This is a genomic window from Amycolatopsis sp. NPDC054798 (assembly GCF_053611505.1).
Genome location: NZ_JBSHAM010000061.1, coordinates 22553 through 37012, shown reverse-complemented (window position 1 = coordinate 37012; position 14460 = coordinate 22553). Strand labels below are relative to the sequence as shown.

Genomic DNA, 14460 nt, shown 5'->3' with positions numbered 1-14460 from the left:
CCGGTCTAGACCAATGATCTGATGGGGCAGGATGCTCCGCAGCGCGAGCAGGTGTCAACCACCGTTATCCGTTCGTGGCCGGGCTCGCCGGGCAAGGCGGCAAACGGCGTAGTAATGGTGGCGGGCAGCACCTGTTCCAGGTGGAAAACCAACGGGATACGAGGAGGCCGCGATGGCGGATGACAGGCCGGAAAAGATTCTCGCGGCGCTCGGCGGCGCGGACAATCTCGTCGAGATCGAGGGCTGCATCACGCGGCTGCGGTGCGAGATCGAGGACATGTCCTTGGTGGACGAAGCCGCGCTGAAGTCGGCCGGCGCGATGGGCGTCGTGAAGATGGGCTCGGCGGTCCAGGTCATCGTCGGCCCGGAGGCGGACACCATCGCCAGCGACATCGAGGACTTGATGTGAGCCTGCCGATCCTGAGCCCGGTCGCGGGCGAGGTCGTCGCGATCACCGAGGTGCCCGACCCGGTGTTCGCCGAGGCGATGGTGGGCCCTGGCATCGCGGTGAAGCCGTCCGGCAGCCGCGCCGACGCGGTCGCGCCGGTCGACGGGACGGTGGTGACGCTGCACCCGCACGCGTACGTCGTGGCCACTGAGGACGGCCGCGCGGTGCTCGTGCACCTGGGCATCGACACGGTCAGGGAAAAGGGCGAGGGGTTCACCCTGCACGTCGTCAAGGGCGAGAAGGTCCGGGCAGGCCAGCCGATCGTGGGCTGGGACCCCGAGGCGGTCGCCGCCAAGGGCTACTCGCCGATCGTCCCGGTCGTCGGCCTCGACGCGTCCGCGGACGTGCTCGCCGGTCTCGAAGGCGGGCGCACGGTCGCCGCCGGCGACGAGTTGTTCACCTGGAACGATTGACCCGAACGCCCTTTGTGGACGGGTGAATGTCCACAAAGGGCGATTCCGGTCACGCGGAGACGATGTCCCCGTTCTGGATCTTCACCGCCACTGTGGCCAGTGGCGTGCTCGCCGGCCCATGCTTCACCTCGCCGGTCAGCGCGTCGAATACCGAACCGTGGCACGGGCAGCGCACCTGGCCGTTCTGCGGCGGGTTCACTTCGCAGCCTTGATGCGTGCAGACGGCGCTGAAACAGACGACCTTCCCCGCCGTCGGCTGCGCGACGACCACGTTGTCGCCGTTCATCAGCTTCGCGTATTTCGCTTGTCCCACCGGCACTTCCGCCAGTGCGATCACCTTCCCGCCCGGCTTCGGCGGGGCCGACTTGGGCTCTTGGCCCCCGGCCCCGCACGCGGCGAGGGTGACGGTGCCCGCGACGGTCGCCCCGCAAGCGAGGGCGGCGCGGCGGGAGTGAAGTTCGGCAGTCATGCTCTGTGCAACGAATCCGAGTGGTCCGGGTTGCCGGTGAACCGGCGCGCTCGCCCGTGCGTGTAGTCCGTATCCGGCTTTCCGCACGGAAGGAGACGCCATGCTGACGACCTGGATGCGAGCGCTGGGAGCGGCGGGCCTGGCCGGCTCGGCCGCGATCCACTTCTACCTGTACTGGGGCAGCGGCTACGCGGACATTCCGGTGGTCGGGCCGCTTTTCCTGGTGAACGGCGTCGCCGGCGTCGTGATCGCGGTCGCGCTGCTCGTCTGGCGGCACTGGCTTCCGGCGTTCTTCACGCTGGGCTTCGGCGGTGTGACGCTGCTGGCCTACCTGCTGTCGGTGACGGTGGGCTTCTACGGCGTGCACGACCAGTTCAACAGCCAGTACGAGTACTGGGGCGTGGTCACCGAAGCGGTCTGCGTGGTCTGCGGCCTGGTGCTGCTGGTGCGGACGATCCGTGCGCGGACGGCTCAGAACGCGTAGCGGTGCACCTTCTCCGGGTGGATGACGATCCGGACCTGCGGCATCTCTTCGAGGATCTTGAGCCCGGCCGCGCCCTCGGCGGTGCTGAGATCCCAGTACCGGGCGGCGAGCCTGCGGGCGAGGTCCTGCCCGCCGTCGGTCTCGATCGTGACGCGCCCGGCGACCGACACCCAGCGCTCGGCTTCCCCGACCGGTGCCGCGACGACGATCGACGCGCGCGGATCCTCGCGCAGCTGGCGGACCTTGGCCGAGCCCGGGTCGGTGAACAGCTGGACCGTCCGGTCCTCGGTGGCTTCGAACCACACCGGCCGGGGCTGCGGCGGCCGCGGTCCGGCGGCAACGGTCAGGAAGCCGTGCAGGGGACGGCGGAGGAACTCGAGATCTTGGTCGGTGAGAGTGCTCATGGCTGGGATTTAACCGGGCGAGTTCGGACGATCCCATAGGCGAAAAGCCGGATCGCCTGTCCATTCGTCTAACCTCGGGACGGTGGACGCGTTCAGCGATTTGATCCGCGGGGTGCGGGCGCACGGTTCGTTGTTCGGCTGCACGGCCCTCACCGCGCCGTGGTCGCTGCGTTTCGTGGACGGCCCCCCGCTGACCCTGTGCACGCTGCTGAGCGGCGAGGGCTGGGTCGTGCCGGAAGGTCATCCGCCTGAGCTGTTGCGCGCCCGCGAGACCATCCTCGTCCGCGGCCCGTTCTCCTTCGTGGACCGCCTGGACACCCCCGCGGCCCCGGTCGAATGCGGCGAGTTCTGCGCCACTCCCGACCAGGGCGGCACCCAGCACCACCTGGGCTGGAACGATCCGTTCCACGGCGAAACCAACCTGATCGTCGGTGCGTACCCCGGGCACAGCCGCAGCCGGATGTCCGCGCTGCTGGACGCGCTGCCGGTGGTCGTCCGGCCGCCTTCCTCGGACGCGGAAGACCCCGTGCTGGACCATCTGGCGGCTGAACTGGCCGTCGACGCGCCAGGCCAGCAAGTCGTCCTGGACCGGCTGCTGGACTGGATGCTGGTCTGCCTCCTGCGGGACTGGTTCGACCGCCCGGGCGGCACCCCGCCGCCGTGGTGGGCGGCTCAGCGGGACCCGGTGGTGGGCCCGGCTCTCCGGCTGCTGCACGCGGATCCGGCGGCCCCGTGGACGGTCAACACTCTCGCCGCCCGGACCGGGGTCTCGCGGTCTACCTTGGCCAAGCGTTTCGCGGATCTGGTGGGGGAGCCGCCGATGACGTACCTGACCCGATGGCGGATGACGCTCGCCGCGGACCTCCTCACCGAGCAGGCTTCGCTGCCGATCGCGGAGGTGGCGCGTGCGGTGGGGTACTCGGACGCGTTCGGCTTCAGCTCGGCGTTCAAACGGGTGCGCGGGGTCAATCCGACCGGCTTCCGGCGGGCATTTCTCGACGGGCTCGCCGGTCCTGCCGAGGCCGGGGTCCTGGCTTTCGCTGGCCGCTGATTCCGCCCCGGCCGAGTGAACCTTCCGGCGTGTCGCGCACGAGGGGTCCCCTCGCACCCCGATCTGTTTGCCCTGGTCCGGGCCTTGGCGACAGGCTGGTCGCATGGTTCTGACAGCAGTGCTCGCAGCCGGGGCGGTGGTTTCCGTGCTGCTGGTGATGACGAAGAAAGCCGGTGCCCCGGTCTCGGCGGTGCTTGGCATGGCGATGGCCGCCGCAGCGGTCGCAGTGGCCGCCTCGCGCGCCGATGCTGGTGCGTTCCCGGCGTGGTGGTTGCCCGTGCCGTGGCTGGTTTCGGTGCTTGGCGTGCCTCTCGCGCTGGCCGACGCCCGGCACCGCCGCCTCCCGGACGTCCTCACCCTGCCCGCTTATCCGGCCGTCGCCCTGACGATCACCCTCGCCGCCTTCAGCGGCGGAGGTTGGCGGCTGGCCGCTGGTGCAGTTCTGGGATGTCTGCTGTTCGGCGGGACGCACCTGATCGTCCACCGGCTGTCTGCGGGCGGTCTCGGAGCCGGGGACGTCAAACTGGCTGGATCTTTTGGTGCTGTGCTGGGCGCTGTCGGCGGGTTGGCCCCGGCCGTGGCGGCGGTTCTGGCGGCCGTGGTGAGCATGGTGGCTGTGGTGCCAATGTGGCTAATGCGCCGGGTCCGTGCCGGTCTGCCGTCGCTTGAACCTGCTCCGAGGGCAACTGGGTTCGGCGTCGCGACGCCGAAGCCTGGCACCGATTCGACCGAGCCCGTCGCACTGTTGCGGCGCTCCGGAGCCGACGGAGAAATCCGCGGGCTCGCTCCGAGCCTGCCTCAGTCAGCCACGCCCGCCGACGTTGCCCGCGTATCGGCGCTCGCGGACCCCGCGTTCGCGCGAAAGGCCGCTGCACCTGAGTCGGCCGACCTCGCTGCGGCGTCGACCAGCCCCGCTCCCGCACCGACCGGTCCTGTCCCAGGGTCGACCGGTCTTGTCCCCGGGACGGCCGACCTCGTTCCGGAACCGGTCGACTCGGCTCCCGCGTCGACTGGCCCTGTCCTCGCGTCGACCGGCTCTGCTCCCGAGTCGGGTGACCTCGCTCCCGCACCAACCGCATCCACGACCGTCGTTCCCGCGCGACCCGGCCCTGCTCCTGCGCCAACCGCATCCACGACCATCGTCCCCGCTCGACCCTGCCCTGCTCCCGAGTCGGGTGACCTCACTCCTGAGCCAACCGCATCCACGGCCGCTGCCCCCGCGTCACCCGGCCCTGCTGCCGAATCGCCACCCGCCGGTCCCGCCCGACCCGGCCCTGCTCCTGCGTCGCCGCCCCCTGTCCCCGCGCCGCCGTCCGCCCCCGCCCGCTCCCGGATCCGCGCCGGACCCCTCCGCGTCCCCTACGGCCCCGGCCTGGTTCTGGCCACCTGGGCGTGCGCGGTCTTCCCAGCCGCTGGAACGGGCATCGCCTGAGGCCAGGGGCTCTGCCAGGGCCCCGGACCGGCCGTGACAGGATTGTCCGGTGCTGCGCTGGATCACCGCTGGAGAATCGCACGGACCCGCCCTCGCCGCTGTGCTCGAGGGGCTGCCTGCCGGGGTGGAGGTGACGACCTCGGACCTCTCCGCGCAGCTCGCGCGGCGCCGGCTCGGGTTCGGCCGCAGCCCGCGGATGGGCTTCGAGACCGACCAGGTCCAGTTCCTCGGCGGGGTCCGGCACGGGGTCAGCCAGGGCGGCCCGATCGCCGTCCAGATCGAGAACGCCGAGTGGCCCAAGTGGGAGAAGGTCATGGCGGCCGATCCGGTCGACGAGGCCGAACTCGCCGGGCTCGCCCGCAACGAACCGCTGACCCGGCCCCGCCCGGGGCACGCCGACCTGCCCGGCATGCAGAAGTACGGCTTCGACGAGGCCCGTCCCGTCCTGGAGCGCGCGAGCGCCCGCGAGACGGCTTCGCGGACCGCGCTCGGCACGGTCGCGCGGAACTTCCTGCGGCAGCTGCTCGGGGCCGAGGTGCTGAGCCACGTCGTCTCGATCGGCGGTGCCGACGCGCCCGACGGCCCGCTCCCGCAGCCGGGCGACCTCGCGGCGATCGACGAGAGCCCGGTGCGCGCGTTTTCGGCCGAGGGGACCGAGGCGATGGTCGCCGAGGTCGACGCGGTGCGGAAGGCCGGAGACACTGTCGGCGGCGTGATCGAGGTGATCGTCTACGGGCTGCCCCCGGGCCTCGGCTCGCACGTGCACTGGGACCGGCGTCTCGACGCGCGGCTCGCCGGCGCGCTCATGGGCGTGCAGGCGATGAAGGGCGTCGAGGTCGGCGACGGCTTCACCACCGCCCGTCGCTGGGGCAGCCAGGCGCACGACGAGATCGACCGCGGCACCGGACCGGTCGGCGTCACGCGCCGGTCGAACCGTGCGGGAGGGCTCGAAGGCGGCATCACCAACGGCGAGCCGCTGCGGGTGCGCGTCGCGATGAAGCCGATCTCGACCGTGCCCAAGGCACTGTCCACAGTGGACGTCCGGACCGGCGAGCCCGCCGTGGCGATCCACCAGCGCTCCGACGTGTGCGCGGTGCCGCGCGCGGGCGTGGTGCTGGAATCGGTCGTGGCGCTGGTCGTCGCGGACGCGGCGCTGGAGAAGTTCGGCGGCGACTCGCTGGCCGAGACCCGGCGCAACGCGCAGGCGTACCTGAAGGCGCTCGAGGAGCGCTGGTGAGCCCGCGCGCGGTCGTCATCGGACCGCCGGGCTCCGGCAAGAGCACGGTCGGCCCGCTGCTGGCCGCCGCGCTCGGCGTGACCTTCCGCGACACCGACGACGACATCGTCGCCCGCGCCGGACGCGCCATCTCGGACATCTTCGCCGACGACGGCGAACCAGCCTTCCGCGCGCTAGAGGAGGAAGCGGTCGCCACCGCACTCGCCGAACACGACGGCGTCCTCTCCCTCGGCGGCGGCGCCCCGCTCACGCCGGGCACCCGTGCACGGCTTCAGAACCACACGGTGGTTTTCCTGAATGTCGGGCTCGCCGCGGGCGTGCAGCGCACCGGGATGTCCAGCGCCCGCCCGCTGCTCGCCGGCATCAACCCGCGCGCCACCTTCAAAGCCCTGCTCGACCAGCGGCTGCCGGTGTACCGCGAGGTGGCGACCGTCGAGATCGAAACCGACCACCAGACGCCCGAAGAGGTCGTCGCGGCCGCCGTCGCCTCCCTCGAACCCGACCGGGTCCGCGAGCAGTGACCCGCGACCGGCCCGGAACCAGCCATCGGGGTCCGACCGGCCCCGCCCGGCTGGCCGCGCCGCGCGAGGCGCGGTCTGCGGCATGGGTCCGACCTGGCTGGCTGACGCGGCTGGCTTCGGCGCCTTTGCCGGGCATCGGTCAGCGGTGCCAGCACGATCCCACCCGGATGGCCGCGCCGAGCCAGGCGCGGCCCGCCGCATCACGCCGGGCTGTTTGGCCGGCTCGGCCGGGAATCAGCCTGCGCGCCCAGGACCGTCCGGCCTGGTCGGCTGTGCCGAGCGGGATGCGGTGGGCCGGCTCGCGCCGGCCCGGCTACCGGACTTGGCCGGGAATCAGCCTGCGTGACCAGGACCGTCCGGCCCGGTCAGCCGCACCGAGCGGCACGCGGCCGACCGGCCTGCCCCAGCCCGGCTGCCAGACCCCGCCACCCACCACCAGCAGCCCCGCCCGCGGCGGCACCGGCAAGCCCGTGCCGCTGAGCCACAACCCCGCCCAGGACCACCGGGTCCGGGAGCAGTGAGGAGAACCGTGTCCGCCACCCAGCCCGTCCGGATCCGGGTCGCCACCGCGCAGCCGTACGACGTGCTCGTGGGGCGCGGCCTGCTCGGCGAACTCACCGAGCAGCTCGCCGACGCGTCGAAGGTCGCGCTGATCCACCCGCCGACTCTGACCGCCACCGCCGAGGCCGTCCGCGACGAGCTGGCCGCGGCCGGGCTTGACGCGCACCGGGTCGAGATTCCCGACGCGGAGGACGGCAAAGCCTTCTCCGTCGCCAGCTTCTGCTGGGAGGTGCTCGGCCGGATCGGGCTGGACCGGCGCGGCGTGGTCGTCGCGCTCGGCGGCGGGGCGGTCACCGACCTCGCCGGGTTCGTCGCGGGCACCTGGATGCGCGGCGTCCGGCTGGTGAACGTGCCGACGACGCTGCTCGGCATGGTCGACGCGGCGGTCGGCGGGAAGACCGGGATCAACACCGAGGCGGGCAAGAACCTCGTCGGCGTCTTCCACGAGCCCTCCGCCGTCCTGGTCGATCTCGCGACACTGGAAACCTTGCCGCGCAACGAACTCGTCGCCGGGATGGCCGAGATCGTCAAGACCGGCTTCATCGCCGACCCGCGGATCCTCGAGCTGATCGAAGCCGACCCGGTCCAGGCGCTCGACCCCGCGGGCGACGTGCTCGCCGAACTCGTCCGCCGCTCGATCCAGGTGAAGGCCGACGTCGTCGCGGCTGACCTGCGCGAGTCCGACCTGCGCGAAATCCTCAACTACGGCCACACCCTCGGTCACGCCATCGAACGCCGCGAGCGCTACCGGTGGCGTCACGGCGCCGCGGTCAGCGTCGGCCTGGTGTTCGCCGCGGAACTGGCCCGGCTGGCCGGACGCCTCGACGACGCCACCGCCGACCGGCACGCCGCGGTGCTCAAGCTGATCGGCCTGCCCACCACCTACGACCCGGACGCGCTGGGCCAGCTGCTGGAAACCATGAAGGGCGACAAGAAAACCCGCTCCGGCGTGCTGCGGTTCGTCGTCCTCGACGGGCTCGGCAAACCGGGCAGGCTGGAAGGCCCGGACCCGTCGCTGCTCGCCGCCGCCTACTCGGCGATCGCGGCCGAGGCCCCGGAAAACGGCGGGAGCGTGCTGCTGTGAAGACGTTCGTGTTCAACGGTCCCAACCTCGGCCGGCTGGGCAAGCGGGAGCCGGACGTCTACGGCTACACCACGCACGCCGACCTCGCGCAGTTGTGCGTCACGACTGGCCAGGAACTGGGACTCGACGTCGAGGTGCGGCAAACCGACCACGAGGGCGAACTGGTCGGCTGGCTGCACGAGGCCGCCGACGCGGGCGCGCCGGTCGTGCTGAACGCCGGGGCGTGGACGCACTACTCGATCGCCGTCCGCGACGCGGCCGCTCAGCTCACCGCGCCGCTGATCGAGCTGCACATCAGCAATGTGCACAAGCGCGAGGAATTCCGGCACCACAGCGTGCTTTCGGACATCGCGACCGGGGTGATCGCCGGGCTCGGCGTGGACGGTTACGCGCTTGCGCTGCGCTGGATCGCCGCGCACGCGTCCTGACCTCGCGGTGAAAGCTGGCTAGTACAGCTTTCCGATGCCTGGACCGTTGCGGTCGCTCCCGGCCTCGACGGTTATGCCCTCGCGCCGCGAAAGATCGCCGCGCACCAGCCGGAAAAGCAAGCCCTTGGCAAACCCGCCGCTCGACCGGCGAATGCCTGACGTGGTTCACCCATCCGGTGCCGCTGTCGCTACACTCGGCGATCATGCACCCGTTTCGTCGTGGGGGTCGGCGACCCGTGCGTCAGCTGCTCTCGTTGCTGATCGCCGGTTCTCTCGTTTCCGGGTGCAGCCAGACTTTGGCCCAGCCGCAAGCCGAGGGCACCGGCCACGGCGGCATCGCCGGCGGAGCGCCGCAACCCGCGCCGGACCCGCCTCGGGCGGCGGACGTCGCGCTCACCGCCGGAGCCAGCCGCCAGAGCGGCGGCGTGGTGGCGGCCGGGGCCGCGGACGCGTCCTACAACTACGGGCCCACCGTGATGGTCGAGAACGGCCGCACCCGGATCTGGTGGTGCAGCCAGTACAGCAGCGCCCCGCCGCCGGGCGACGACATCCTCTACGCCGAGGGTCCCTCGGCCGACGGACCGTTCACCGGACCGGGTGGCGGTGCGCCCGCGGCGGTCCTGTCCGGCGCGCCCGGCAACTTCGACGGCATGCACACCTGCGACCCGTCAGTTTTGCGCGTCGGCGGCACGTACTTCCTGTACTACACCGGCGCGGCGGGCGACCACGCGCTCGGCAACGCGATCGGCATGGCCACCAGTCCGGACGGCATCCACTGGACCCGTTCGAACGGCGGCAAACCGATCCTCGGGGCGTCGCACGACGTCCACCGCGCCAACGTCTACGGCGCGGGCCAGCCCTCGGTGGTTTTCCTCGACGGCTGGTACTACCTGATGTTCACCGACACCACCGGCCGCGCGGCGGGCTGGAACGGGGCGGGCCAGTTCGTTATCCGGGCGCACGACCCGGCGTTCCGCGAAGGTGTGGAAGCGTTGGGGGAGAAGGGATTCGAGCCCACCGCGACGACCGCGGCTCCGCGCACCCGGTCGGTGGTCGACGCGTTCAGCGTGGACCTGGAGTGGGTCGGCGCGCTCGACGCCTTCGCCATCGCGCACGAAACCGCGGACGGCACCACGATCACCTTCTGGGACCGCGATTTCACGATGCAGCCGTACAAACCCGTCGTGATCCCGGGCGCGTGGAAGGAAGGCCCCGGCCTCGTCCGCCGTCCCGACGGGCACGCGCCGACATCGGTCAGCGACCCGTGCGACCTGGTCTCGCTGGACGTCGTGCGCGCCACCGAGATCGGCCCGGCGGGCGCGCCTACCGGGCTGAAGCACTTCGGGCTCGACGTGAAAGGCGCGGGCGGCTGCTCGACCCCGTCCCGCAGCACCGCGACCTTCGACGGCGTCGCGATGCCGTCGCCGGACCGCATGATCGACCTCTACCGTCGCGGCGAGCGCATCCGGATCGACCGGCGTTCAGTCGCCGCGGTGCTCGCCGGAGAGCTGGTGGACCGTCCGCTGCCGCAGGTGCCGGAGGTGCCGGTGAAAACCCGTCTGCGCTCCGGCGCGACCGTCGTGCACGCGTACGGCCGCGGTTACGGCATCGTGCTCGACGGGAAGCTTTACGGTCTGCCGGACACGACGATCGTGTCGCTCAACGGTTCCGGGGTGCAGGAGATCGGCCCGCAACAGTGGGACGGCGCCGCGCTCGGTTTGCCGCTGGGCGGCTGACCGGCGAAGGTTTCGGAGCGGTCCGAGGGGTCGGGCTCGGCGGGAGTTCGAGTTCGCCGGAACGGCTGCCGGTGCCGTCTTCGTCCTCGTCGTCGGGCTCCGGGCCGGGCTCGGAATCGTCCTCCGCCGCCGGACGCCGCATCCGGCGGCCGACGAACAGCCCCAGCCCGGCGGGCACCAGCACGAGCAGCGCGGAGAACGCCGCCCCGCCGGTGAGCGCGGCCTTCAGCTCGGAGACCCCGGTCTGGTCGACGAAAATCGCCCGCCCGATCACGTACAGGATGCCCGAGCACACGCCCGCGACCAGGGAGGCGATGAACCACGCGCGCCCTCTGTCGGGCACGCCGCGCCAGCCGTCGATCGCGCTCCACAGCGCCGCCAGGCCGACCAGTACGGCGATGGTGAGCGACGTGAACAGCGTCTGGCCGGTCGGGTGGAACACGGACCACTTGGCGAGCAGCGTCATCGCGGCGGCGTGCACGACCGCCATGACCAGCCCGCGCGTCAACCAGGCACCCAGCATGGACGGAGTGTAGGCGCGCCGAAGTTAACCGTCAGTAGGCCGTCCGCCCGCCGCGCCGGAACCGGGGCCGGGAGCCGCTGGTTAAGCTGGCCGGGTGCCGGAAATCCACGCTCACCGCCGCGCCGCGCTCGCCGCCCTGCTTCACGAGAACGGGGTCGACGCGCTGCTGGTCACCGACCTGCTCAACATCCGCTACCTGACCGGGTTCACCGGGTCGAACGCCGCGCTGCTGCTGCACGCCGGCGGCGACGCCAAGACCCTGTTCTGCACCGACGGGCGCTACACGACTCAGTCGGCGTCGGAGGTGCCCGACCTGGAACGCGTGCTCGACCGCGCCAGCGCCCGCGCGCTCGCGGCGCACGCGGCGGGCCAGCTCGCGGACTACGGCCGCACCGGGTTCGAGAGCCAGCACGTGAGCGTCGAGGAGCACGAAAACCTCAAGGTGCGCTTCGACCGCGTCGAACTGGTCCGCACGCCGGGGCTGACCGAGCAGCTGCGGGTGGTCAAGGACGAGGTCGAGGTCGCCGCCCTGCGCGCCGCGTGCGCCGCCGCCGACCGCGCGCTGGCCGACCTGATCGAGGCCGGGGGAGTGCGGCCGGGCCGGACCGAACTGGAAGTGGCCCGCGACCTGGAGAACCGGATGCTGGAGCACGGTTCGTCCGGGATCTCCTTCGAGTCCATCGTCGCCGCCGGCCCGAACTCGGCGATCCCGCACCACCGGCCGACCGGGGCCGAACTGCGCCGAGGCGACTTCGTGAAATTCGACTTCGGCGCCACGGTCGACGGCTACCACTCGGACATGACCCGCATGGTCGTCATCGGCGAGCCCGCGGACTGGCAGCGCGAGATCTACGACCTGGTGCACCGCGCGCAGGCGGCGGGCACCGAGGCGGTCCGTCCCGGCGCTGTGGTGTCCGAAGTGGACGCCGCTGCGCGCTCGGTGATCGCCGACGCAGGGTACGGCGAGCAGTTCGCGCACGGTCTCGGCCACGGCGTCGGGCTGGAGGTGCATGAGGCACCGAGTCTCGCCGCGACGGGCGTCGGTACACTGTCCGCCGGTATGGCGGTCACCGTCGAGCCCGGCGTGTACCTCGCGGGGCGCGGTGGCGTGCGCATCGAGGACACGCTCGTCGTGCGGGACTCCGGACCCGAACTCCTCACCCTGAGCACCAAGGACCTCGTGGCCGTCTGACGGCCGCGGCGAAGAGATCGAACACAGGAGACCTGAAGACTCGTGGCCACCACCAACGACCTGAAGAACGGACTCGTCCTCAACCTGGACGGCCAGCTGTGGAGCGTCACCGCGTTCCAGCACGTCAAGCCGGGCAAGGGCGGTGCGTTCGTGCGCACCACGCTCAAGCACGTGCTGACCGGGAAGGTCGTCGACAAGACCTTCAACGCGGGCACGAAGGTCGAGACGGCCACGGTGGACCGCCGGAACATGACGTACCTGTACAAGGACGGCGCGGACTTCGTCTTCATGGACGGCGACACCTACGACCAGATCACCGTGCCCGCCGAGACCGTCGGCGACAACGCGAACTACATGCTCGAGAACACCGAGGTCCAGGTCGCGGTGCACGAGAACGAGCCGCTGTACGTCGAGCTGCCGACCTCGGTCGAGATCGTCATCCAGCACACCGACCCCGGCCTGCAGGGCGACCGTTCCACCGGCGGCACCAAGCCGGCGACACTCGAGACCGGCGCGGAGATCCAGGTCCCGCTGTTCCTCTCCACCGGCGAGAAGATCAAGGTCGACACCCGCGACGGCCGTTACCTCGGCCGCGTCTCCAGCTGATGGCGGACAAACTCCCCCCGCACCCGAACCGCGGCGGCGCGATCAGCAGGCGCCAGGCCCGCCGGCGCGCGGTCGAAATGCTGTACGAGGCCGCCCAGCGGTCCGCCGACCCGGTCACGCTGCTGGCCGACCGGGTCGGCGCGGTCGAGGTCGACCCGGTCGCGGACTACACGATCAGCGTCGTGGAGGGCGTCACGGCCCACCGCGAGCGGATCGACGAACTCCTGTCGGAACACTCGCAGGGCTGGACCCTGGAGCGGATGCCGCCGGTCGACCTGGCGGTGCTGCGCGTCGGCGTGTACGAGATGCTGTGGGCGGCGGACGTCCCCGATGCGGTCGCGATCGACGAGGCGGTCGGCCTCGCGAAGGAACTTTCGACGGACGATTCGCCCCGGTTCGTCAATGGCGTGCTCGGCCGCATCGGCACGATCGCCGACCGGCTGCGCGCCATCCTGTAAACCCGTCCGGTGCCCGGTAGCCGGAGGTCACCCGGCTGGGGGAAAGCCGCCACCTGAATGGCCGCTGCCTGATCGGGTTACCGCCGGGCCTGGGCGGCCGGTGCGAGGGGCGGTTGGCGAGAAAATTGATCACCGAGCGGAATCAGAACCGGTCGGCGGGCGCCATTCGCGGCGGACGGGTCTGGCTGGTTGCGCGGCAACCGGGTAGGCCGGGGCGGGGTCGCTGCGGTGAGTAAGCAGACCCGGGGGAGAAGTCCGGCGCGGCGGAGGAACCGCTGACCGGCTGGGGAAACCGGTGCCGGGCGGCGGGAATCGCGCGTGAACGCTGCGGAATCGCGGTGGCGCAACGTTTTCCGCTGCGTGCGGGACGGGCAGCTGTCTGGCGAGACGGTGCTCGGAGGAGAATTTCAAGCCAGGCGAGGGAAAACGCCCGGTGCCAGCCATGCGGAGCGGAGCGGCGGCCGAGGCGAGAAAACAGCTTCGGGCGGTGCCAAGCGTGCGAAGCACGGGCCTCGGCCAAAGCGAGGAACAGCCACCTGCGCAGCGCCACACGCTCGAAAGCGGGCGAGGAAACAGCCTCCAGCGGCACCACACCGCGCGGAGCGGGCAGCGCGCCCAAGGCGGGAAACAGCCTCCGGCAGCGCGGCCCGGAACGGAAAACGCGTCGGAACCCGGACGAATCCGGTTCCCGGCAGGGGAATTCAGGCAGGTCCACCGGCGGTCGCCGGACGGCGCCCGGAGCAGCTCACCGGCCGGGAGCAACCCGGATCATCCCAGGTCAGCCCCGGCACCGGACGGTCAGGACGGCAGGCCCGGCCTCGCCCGAAGCGCGGCGGGCGTTCCCGGTTCCCCGGGCGCGGGAAAGCCCGCCGCGTCGTGCACGGCCACTGCCGTCATCGGTTCTCAGTCCTCTTTGGACGGCCGGGCTTCCGGCGGGAGGACGCCCCAGTCGATGAGCTGCTCGGTCAGCTCGCCGGGGGTCATGTCGTAGATGATGGCGAGCGAGCGCAGGTCCTCGGTGCGGATGGAGAGCACCTTGCCGTTGTAGTCGCCGCGCTGGCTCTGGATGGTGGCCGCGTACCGGGCGAGCGGGCCGACCTTCTCCGCGGGCAGCTGCTGGAGCCGCTCCAGGTTGATCACGATCTTCGTGGCTGGCTCGGCTCCGGACGGGACGCGGCCCTCCGGCAGCAGTTCGACCACCGGCACGCCGTAGAAGTCCGCCAGCTCGGCCAGCTTCTGGACGGTGACCGCCCGGTCGCCGCGCTCGTACGAGCCGACCACGACGGCCTTCCAGCGTCCGCCGGACTTCTGCTCGACCCCGTGCAGGGACAGGCCTTGCTGCTGGCGGATCCCGCGGAGCTTGGCCCCGAGCGCCTTGGCGTAATCGCCCATCTGGTGGTTCTCCGTTTCCTC

The 14460-nt window shown here is 71.6% G+C and carries 17 protein-coding genes; 13 read left to right on the top strand and 4 right to left on the bottom strand.

All coding sequences use genetic code 11. The features are described 5' to 3' along the window. The first annotated feature begins 172 nt into the window (after positions 1-172). Together ACWGIC_RS30890 and ACWGIC_RS30885 are read left to right on the top strand one after the other, a co-directional pair. Positions 173-409, top strand: coding sequence for a glucose PTS transporter subunit EIIB (locus ACWGIC_RS30890; RefSeq protein ID WP_037818963.1), 237 nt, complete (start codon positions 173-175; stop codon positions 407-409). After that, positions 406-861 (top strand): PTS sugar transporter subunit IIA, encoded by a 456-nt coding sequence (locus tag ACWGIC_RS30885; RefSeq protein WP_452079427.1) that lies wholly within the window; start codon positions 406-408, stop codon positions 859-861. The genes ACWGIC_RS30890 and ACWGIC_RS30885 overlap by 4 nt, the downstream gene beginning before the upstream one ends. 49 nt (positions 862-910) lie before the next feature. On the opposite strand, the gene ACWGIC_RS30880 is transcribed toward ACWGIC_RS30885, so the two are convergent. Continuing rightward, positions 911-1330, bottom strand: coding sequence for a Rieske (2Fe-2S) protein (locus ACWGIC_RS30880; RefSeq protein WP_452079426.1), 420 nt, complete (start codon positions 1328-1330; stop codon positions 911-913). 100 nt (positions 1331-1430) lie between these two features. Between ACWGIC_RS30880 and ACWGIC_RS30875 the strand changes: the two genes are divergently transcribed. Continuing rightward, positions 1431-1814, top strand: a complete 384-nt coding sequence (locus ACWGIC_RS30875; RefSeq protein ID WP_452079425.1) for a hypothetical protein — start codon at positions 1431-1433, stop codon at positions 1812-1814. Here the strand turns inward: ACWGIC_RS30875 and ACWGIC_RS30870 are convergent. Beyond that, positions 1802-2218, bottom strand: a complete 417-nt coding sequence (locus tag ACWGIC_RS30870; protein WP_452079424.1) for a pyridoxamine 5'-phosphate oxidase family protein — start codon at positions 2216-2218, stop codon at positions 1802-1804. The genes ACWGIC_RS30875 and ACWGIC_RS30870 overlap by 13 nt on opposite strands. An 82-nt stretch (positions 2219-2300) precedes the next feature. On the opposite strand from ACWGIC_RS30870, the gene ACWGIC_RS30865 reads away from it, so the two are divergent. The 7 genes from ACWGIC_RS30865 to ACWGIC_RS30835 all read left to right on the top strand — a co-directional run bounded on the left by ACWGIC_RS30865 (position 2301) and on the right by ACWGIC_RS30835 (position 10268). Continuing rightward, a complete protein-coding gene (locus ACWGIC_RS30865; RefSeq protein WP_452079423.1) occupies positions 2301-3269 on the top strand; it encodes an AraC family transcriptional regulator in 969 nt (322 codons plus the stop codon). A gap of 103 nt (positions 3270-3372) precedes the next feature. Next, entirely contained in the window at positions 3373-4701 is a 1329-nt protein-coding gene (locus tag ACWGIC_RS30860) for a prepilin peptidase (RefSeq protein ID WP_452079422.1), read from the top strand. 49 nt (positions 4702-4750) lie between these two features. Next, positions 4751-5938 carry a chorismate synthase gene (gene aroC, locus ACWGIC_RS30855; RefSeq protein ID WP_452079421.1) on the top strand — a complete coding sequence of 396 codons (1188 nt, stop codon included), beginning with the start codon at positions 4751-4753 and terminating at the stop codon, positions 5936-5938. Next, complete coding sequence (locus ACWGIC_RS30850; protein ID WP_452079420.1) at positions 5935-6459, top strand: shikimate kinase; 525 nt, start codon at positions 5935-5937, stop codon at positions 6457-6459. Before aroC ends, ACWGIC_RS30850 begins: the two co-directional genes overlap by 4 nt. 529 nt (positions 6460-6988) lie before the next feature. Then, positions 6989-8104: a 3-dehydroquinate synthase gene (aroB, locus tag ACWGIC_RS30845; RefSeq protein WP_452079419.1), complete on the top strand. Its 1116-nt coding sequence runs from the start codon at positions 6989-6991 to the stop codon at positions 8102-8104. Further along, positions 8101-8532 (top strand): type II 3-dehydroquinate dehydratase, encoded by a 432-nt coding sequence (aroQ, locus tag ACWGIC_RS30840; protein WP_452079418.1) that lies wholly within the window; start codon positions 8101-8103, stop codon positions 8530-8532. Before aroB ends, aroQ begins: the two co-directional genes overlap by 4 nt. Before the next feature lie 245 nt (positions 8533-8777). Beyond that, on the top strand, positions 8778-10268 hold the full coding sequence (locus ACWGIC_RS30835; protein WP_452079443.1) for a beta-xylosidase: 1491 nt from the start codon (positions 8778-8780) through the stop codon (positions 10266-10268). On the opposite strand, the gene ACWGIC_RS30830 is transcribed toward ACWGIC_RS30835, so the two are convergent. Continuing rightward, a complete protein-coding gene (locus ACWGIC_RS30830) occupies positions 10192-10791 on the bottom strand; it encodes a B-4DMT family transporter (protein ID WP_452079417.1) in 600 nt (199 codons plus the stop codon). The two genes, ACWGIC_RS30835 and ACWGIC_RS30830, sit on opposite strands and share 77 nt — an antisense overlap. 94 nt (positions 10792-10885) lie before the next feature. Here ACWGIC_RS30830 and ACWGIC_RS30825 point away from each other — a divergent pair, with 94 nt between their 5' ends. The 3 genes from ACWGIC_RS30825 to nusB are packed head-to-tail and all read left to right on the top strand — an operon-like array spanning position 10886 to position 13047. After that, positions 10886-11983, top strand: coding sequence for a M24 family metallopeptidase (locus ACWGIC_RS30825; protein WP_452079416.1), 1098 nt, complete (start codon positions 10886-10888; stop codon positions 11981-11983). Between the two features lie 42 nt (positions 11984-12025). Next, on the top strand, positions 12026-12589 hold the full coding sequence (gene efp / locus ACWGIC_RS30820) for an elongation factor P (protein WP_370938777.1): 564 nt from the start codon (positions 12026-12028) through the stop codon (positions 12587-12589). Beyond that, complete coding sequence (gene nusB / locus ACWGIC_RS30815) at positions 12589-13047, top strand: transcription antitermination factor NusB (RefSeq protein WP_452079415.1); 459 nt, start codon at positions 12589-12591, stop codon at positions 13045-13047. Before efp ends, nusB begins: the two co-directional genes overlap by 1 nt. 903 nt (positions 13048-13950) lie before the next feature. On the opposite strand, the gene bldD is transcribed toward nusB, so the two are convergent. Next, on the bottom strand, positions 13951-14439 hold the full coding sequence (bldD, locus tag ACWGIC_RS30810) for a transcriptional regulator BldD (RefSeq protein WP_003096372.1): 489 nt from the start codon (positions 14437-14439) through the stop codon (positions 13951-13953). Positions 14440-14460: the final 21 nt, after the last annotated feature.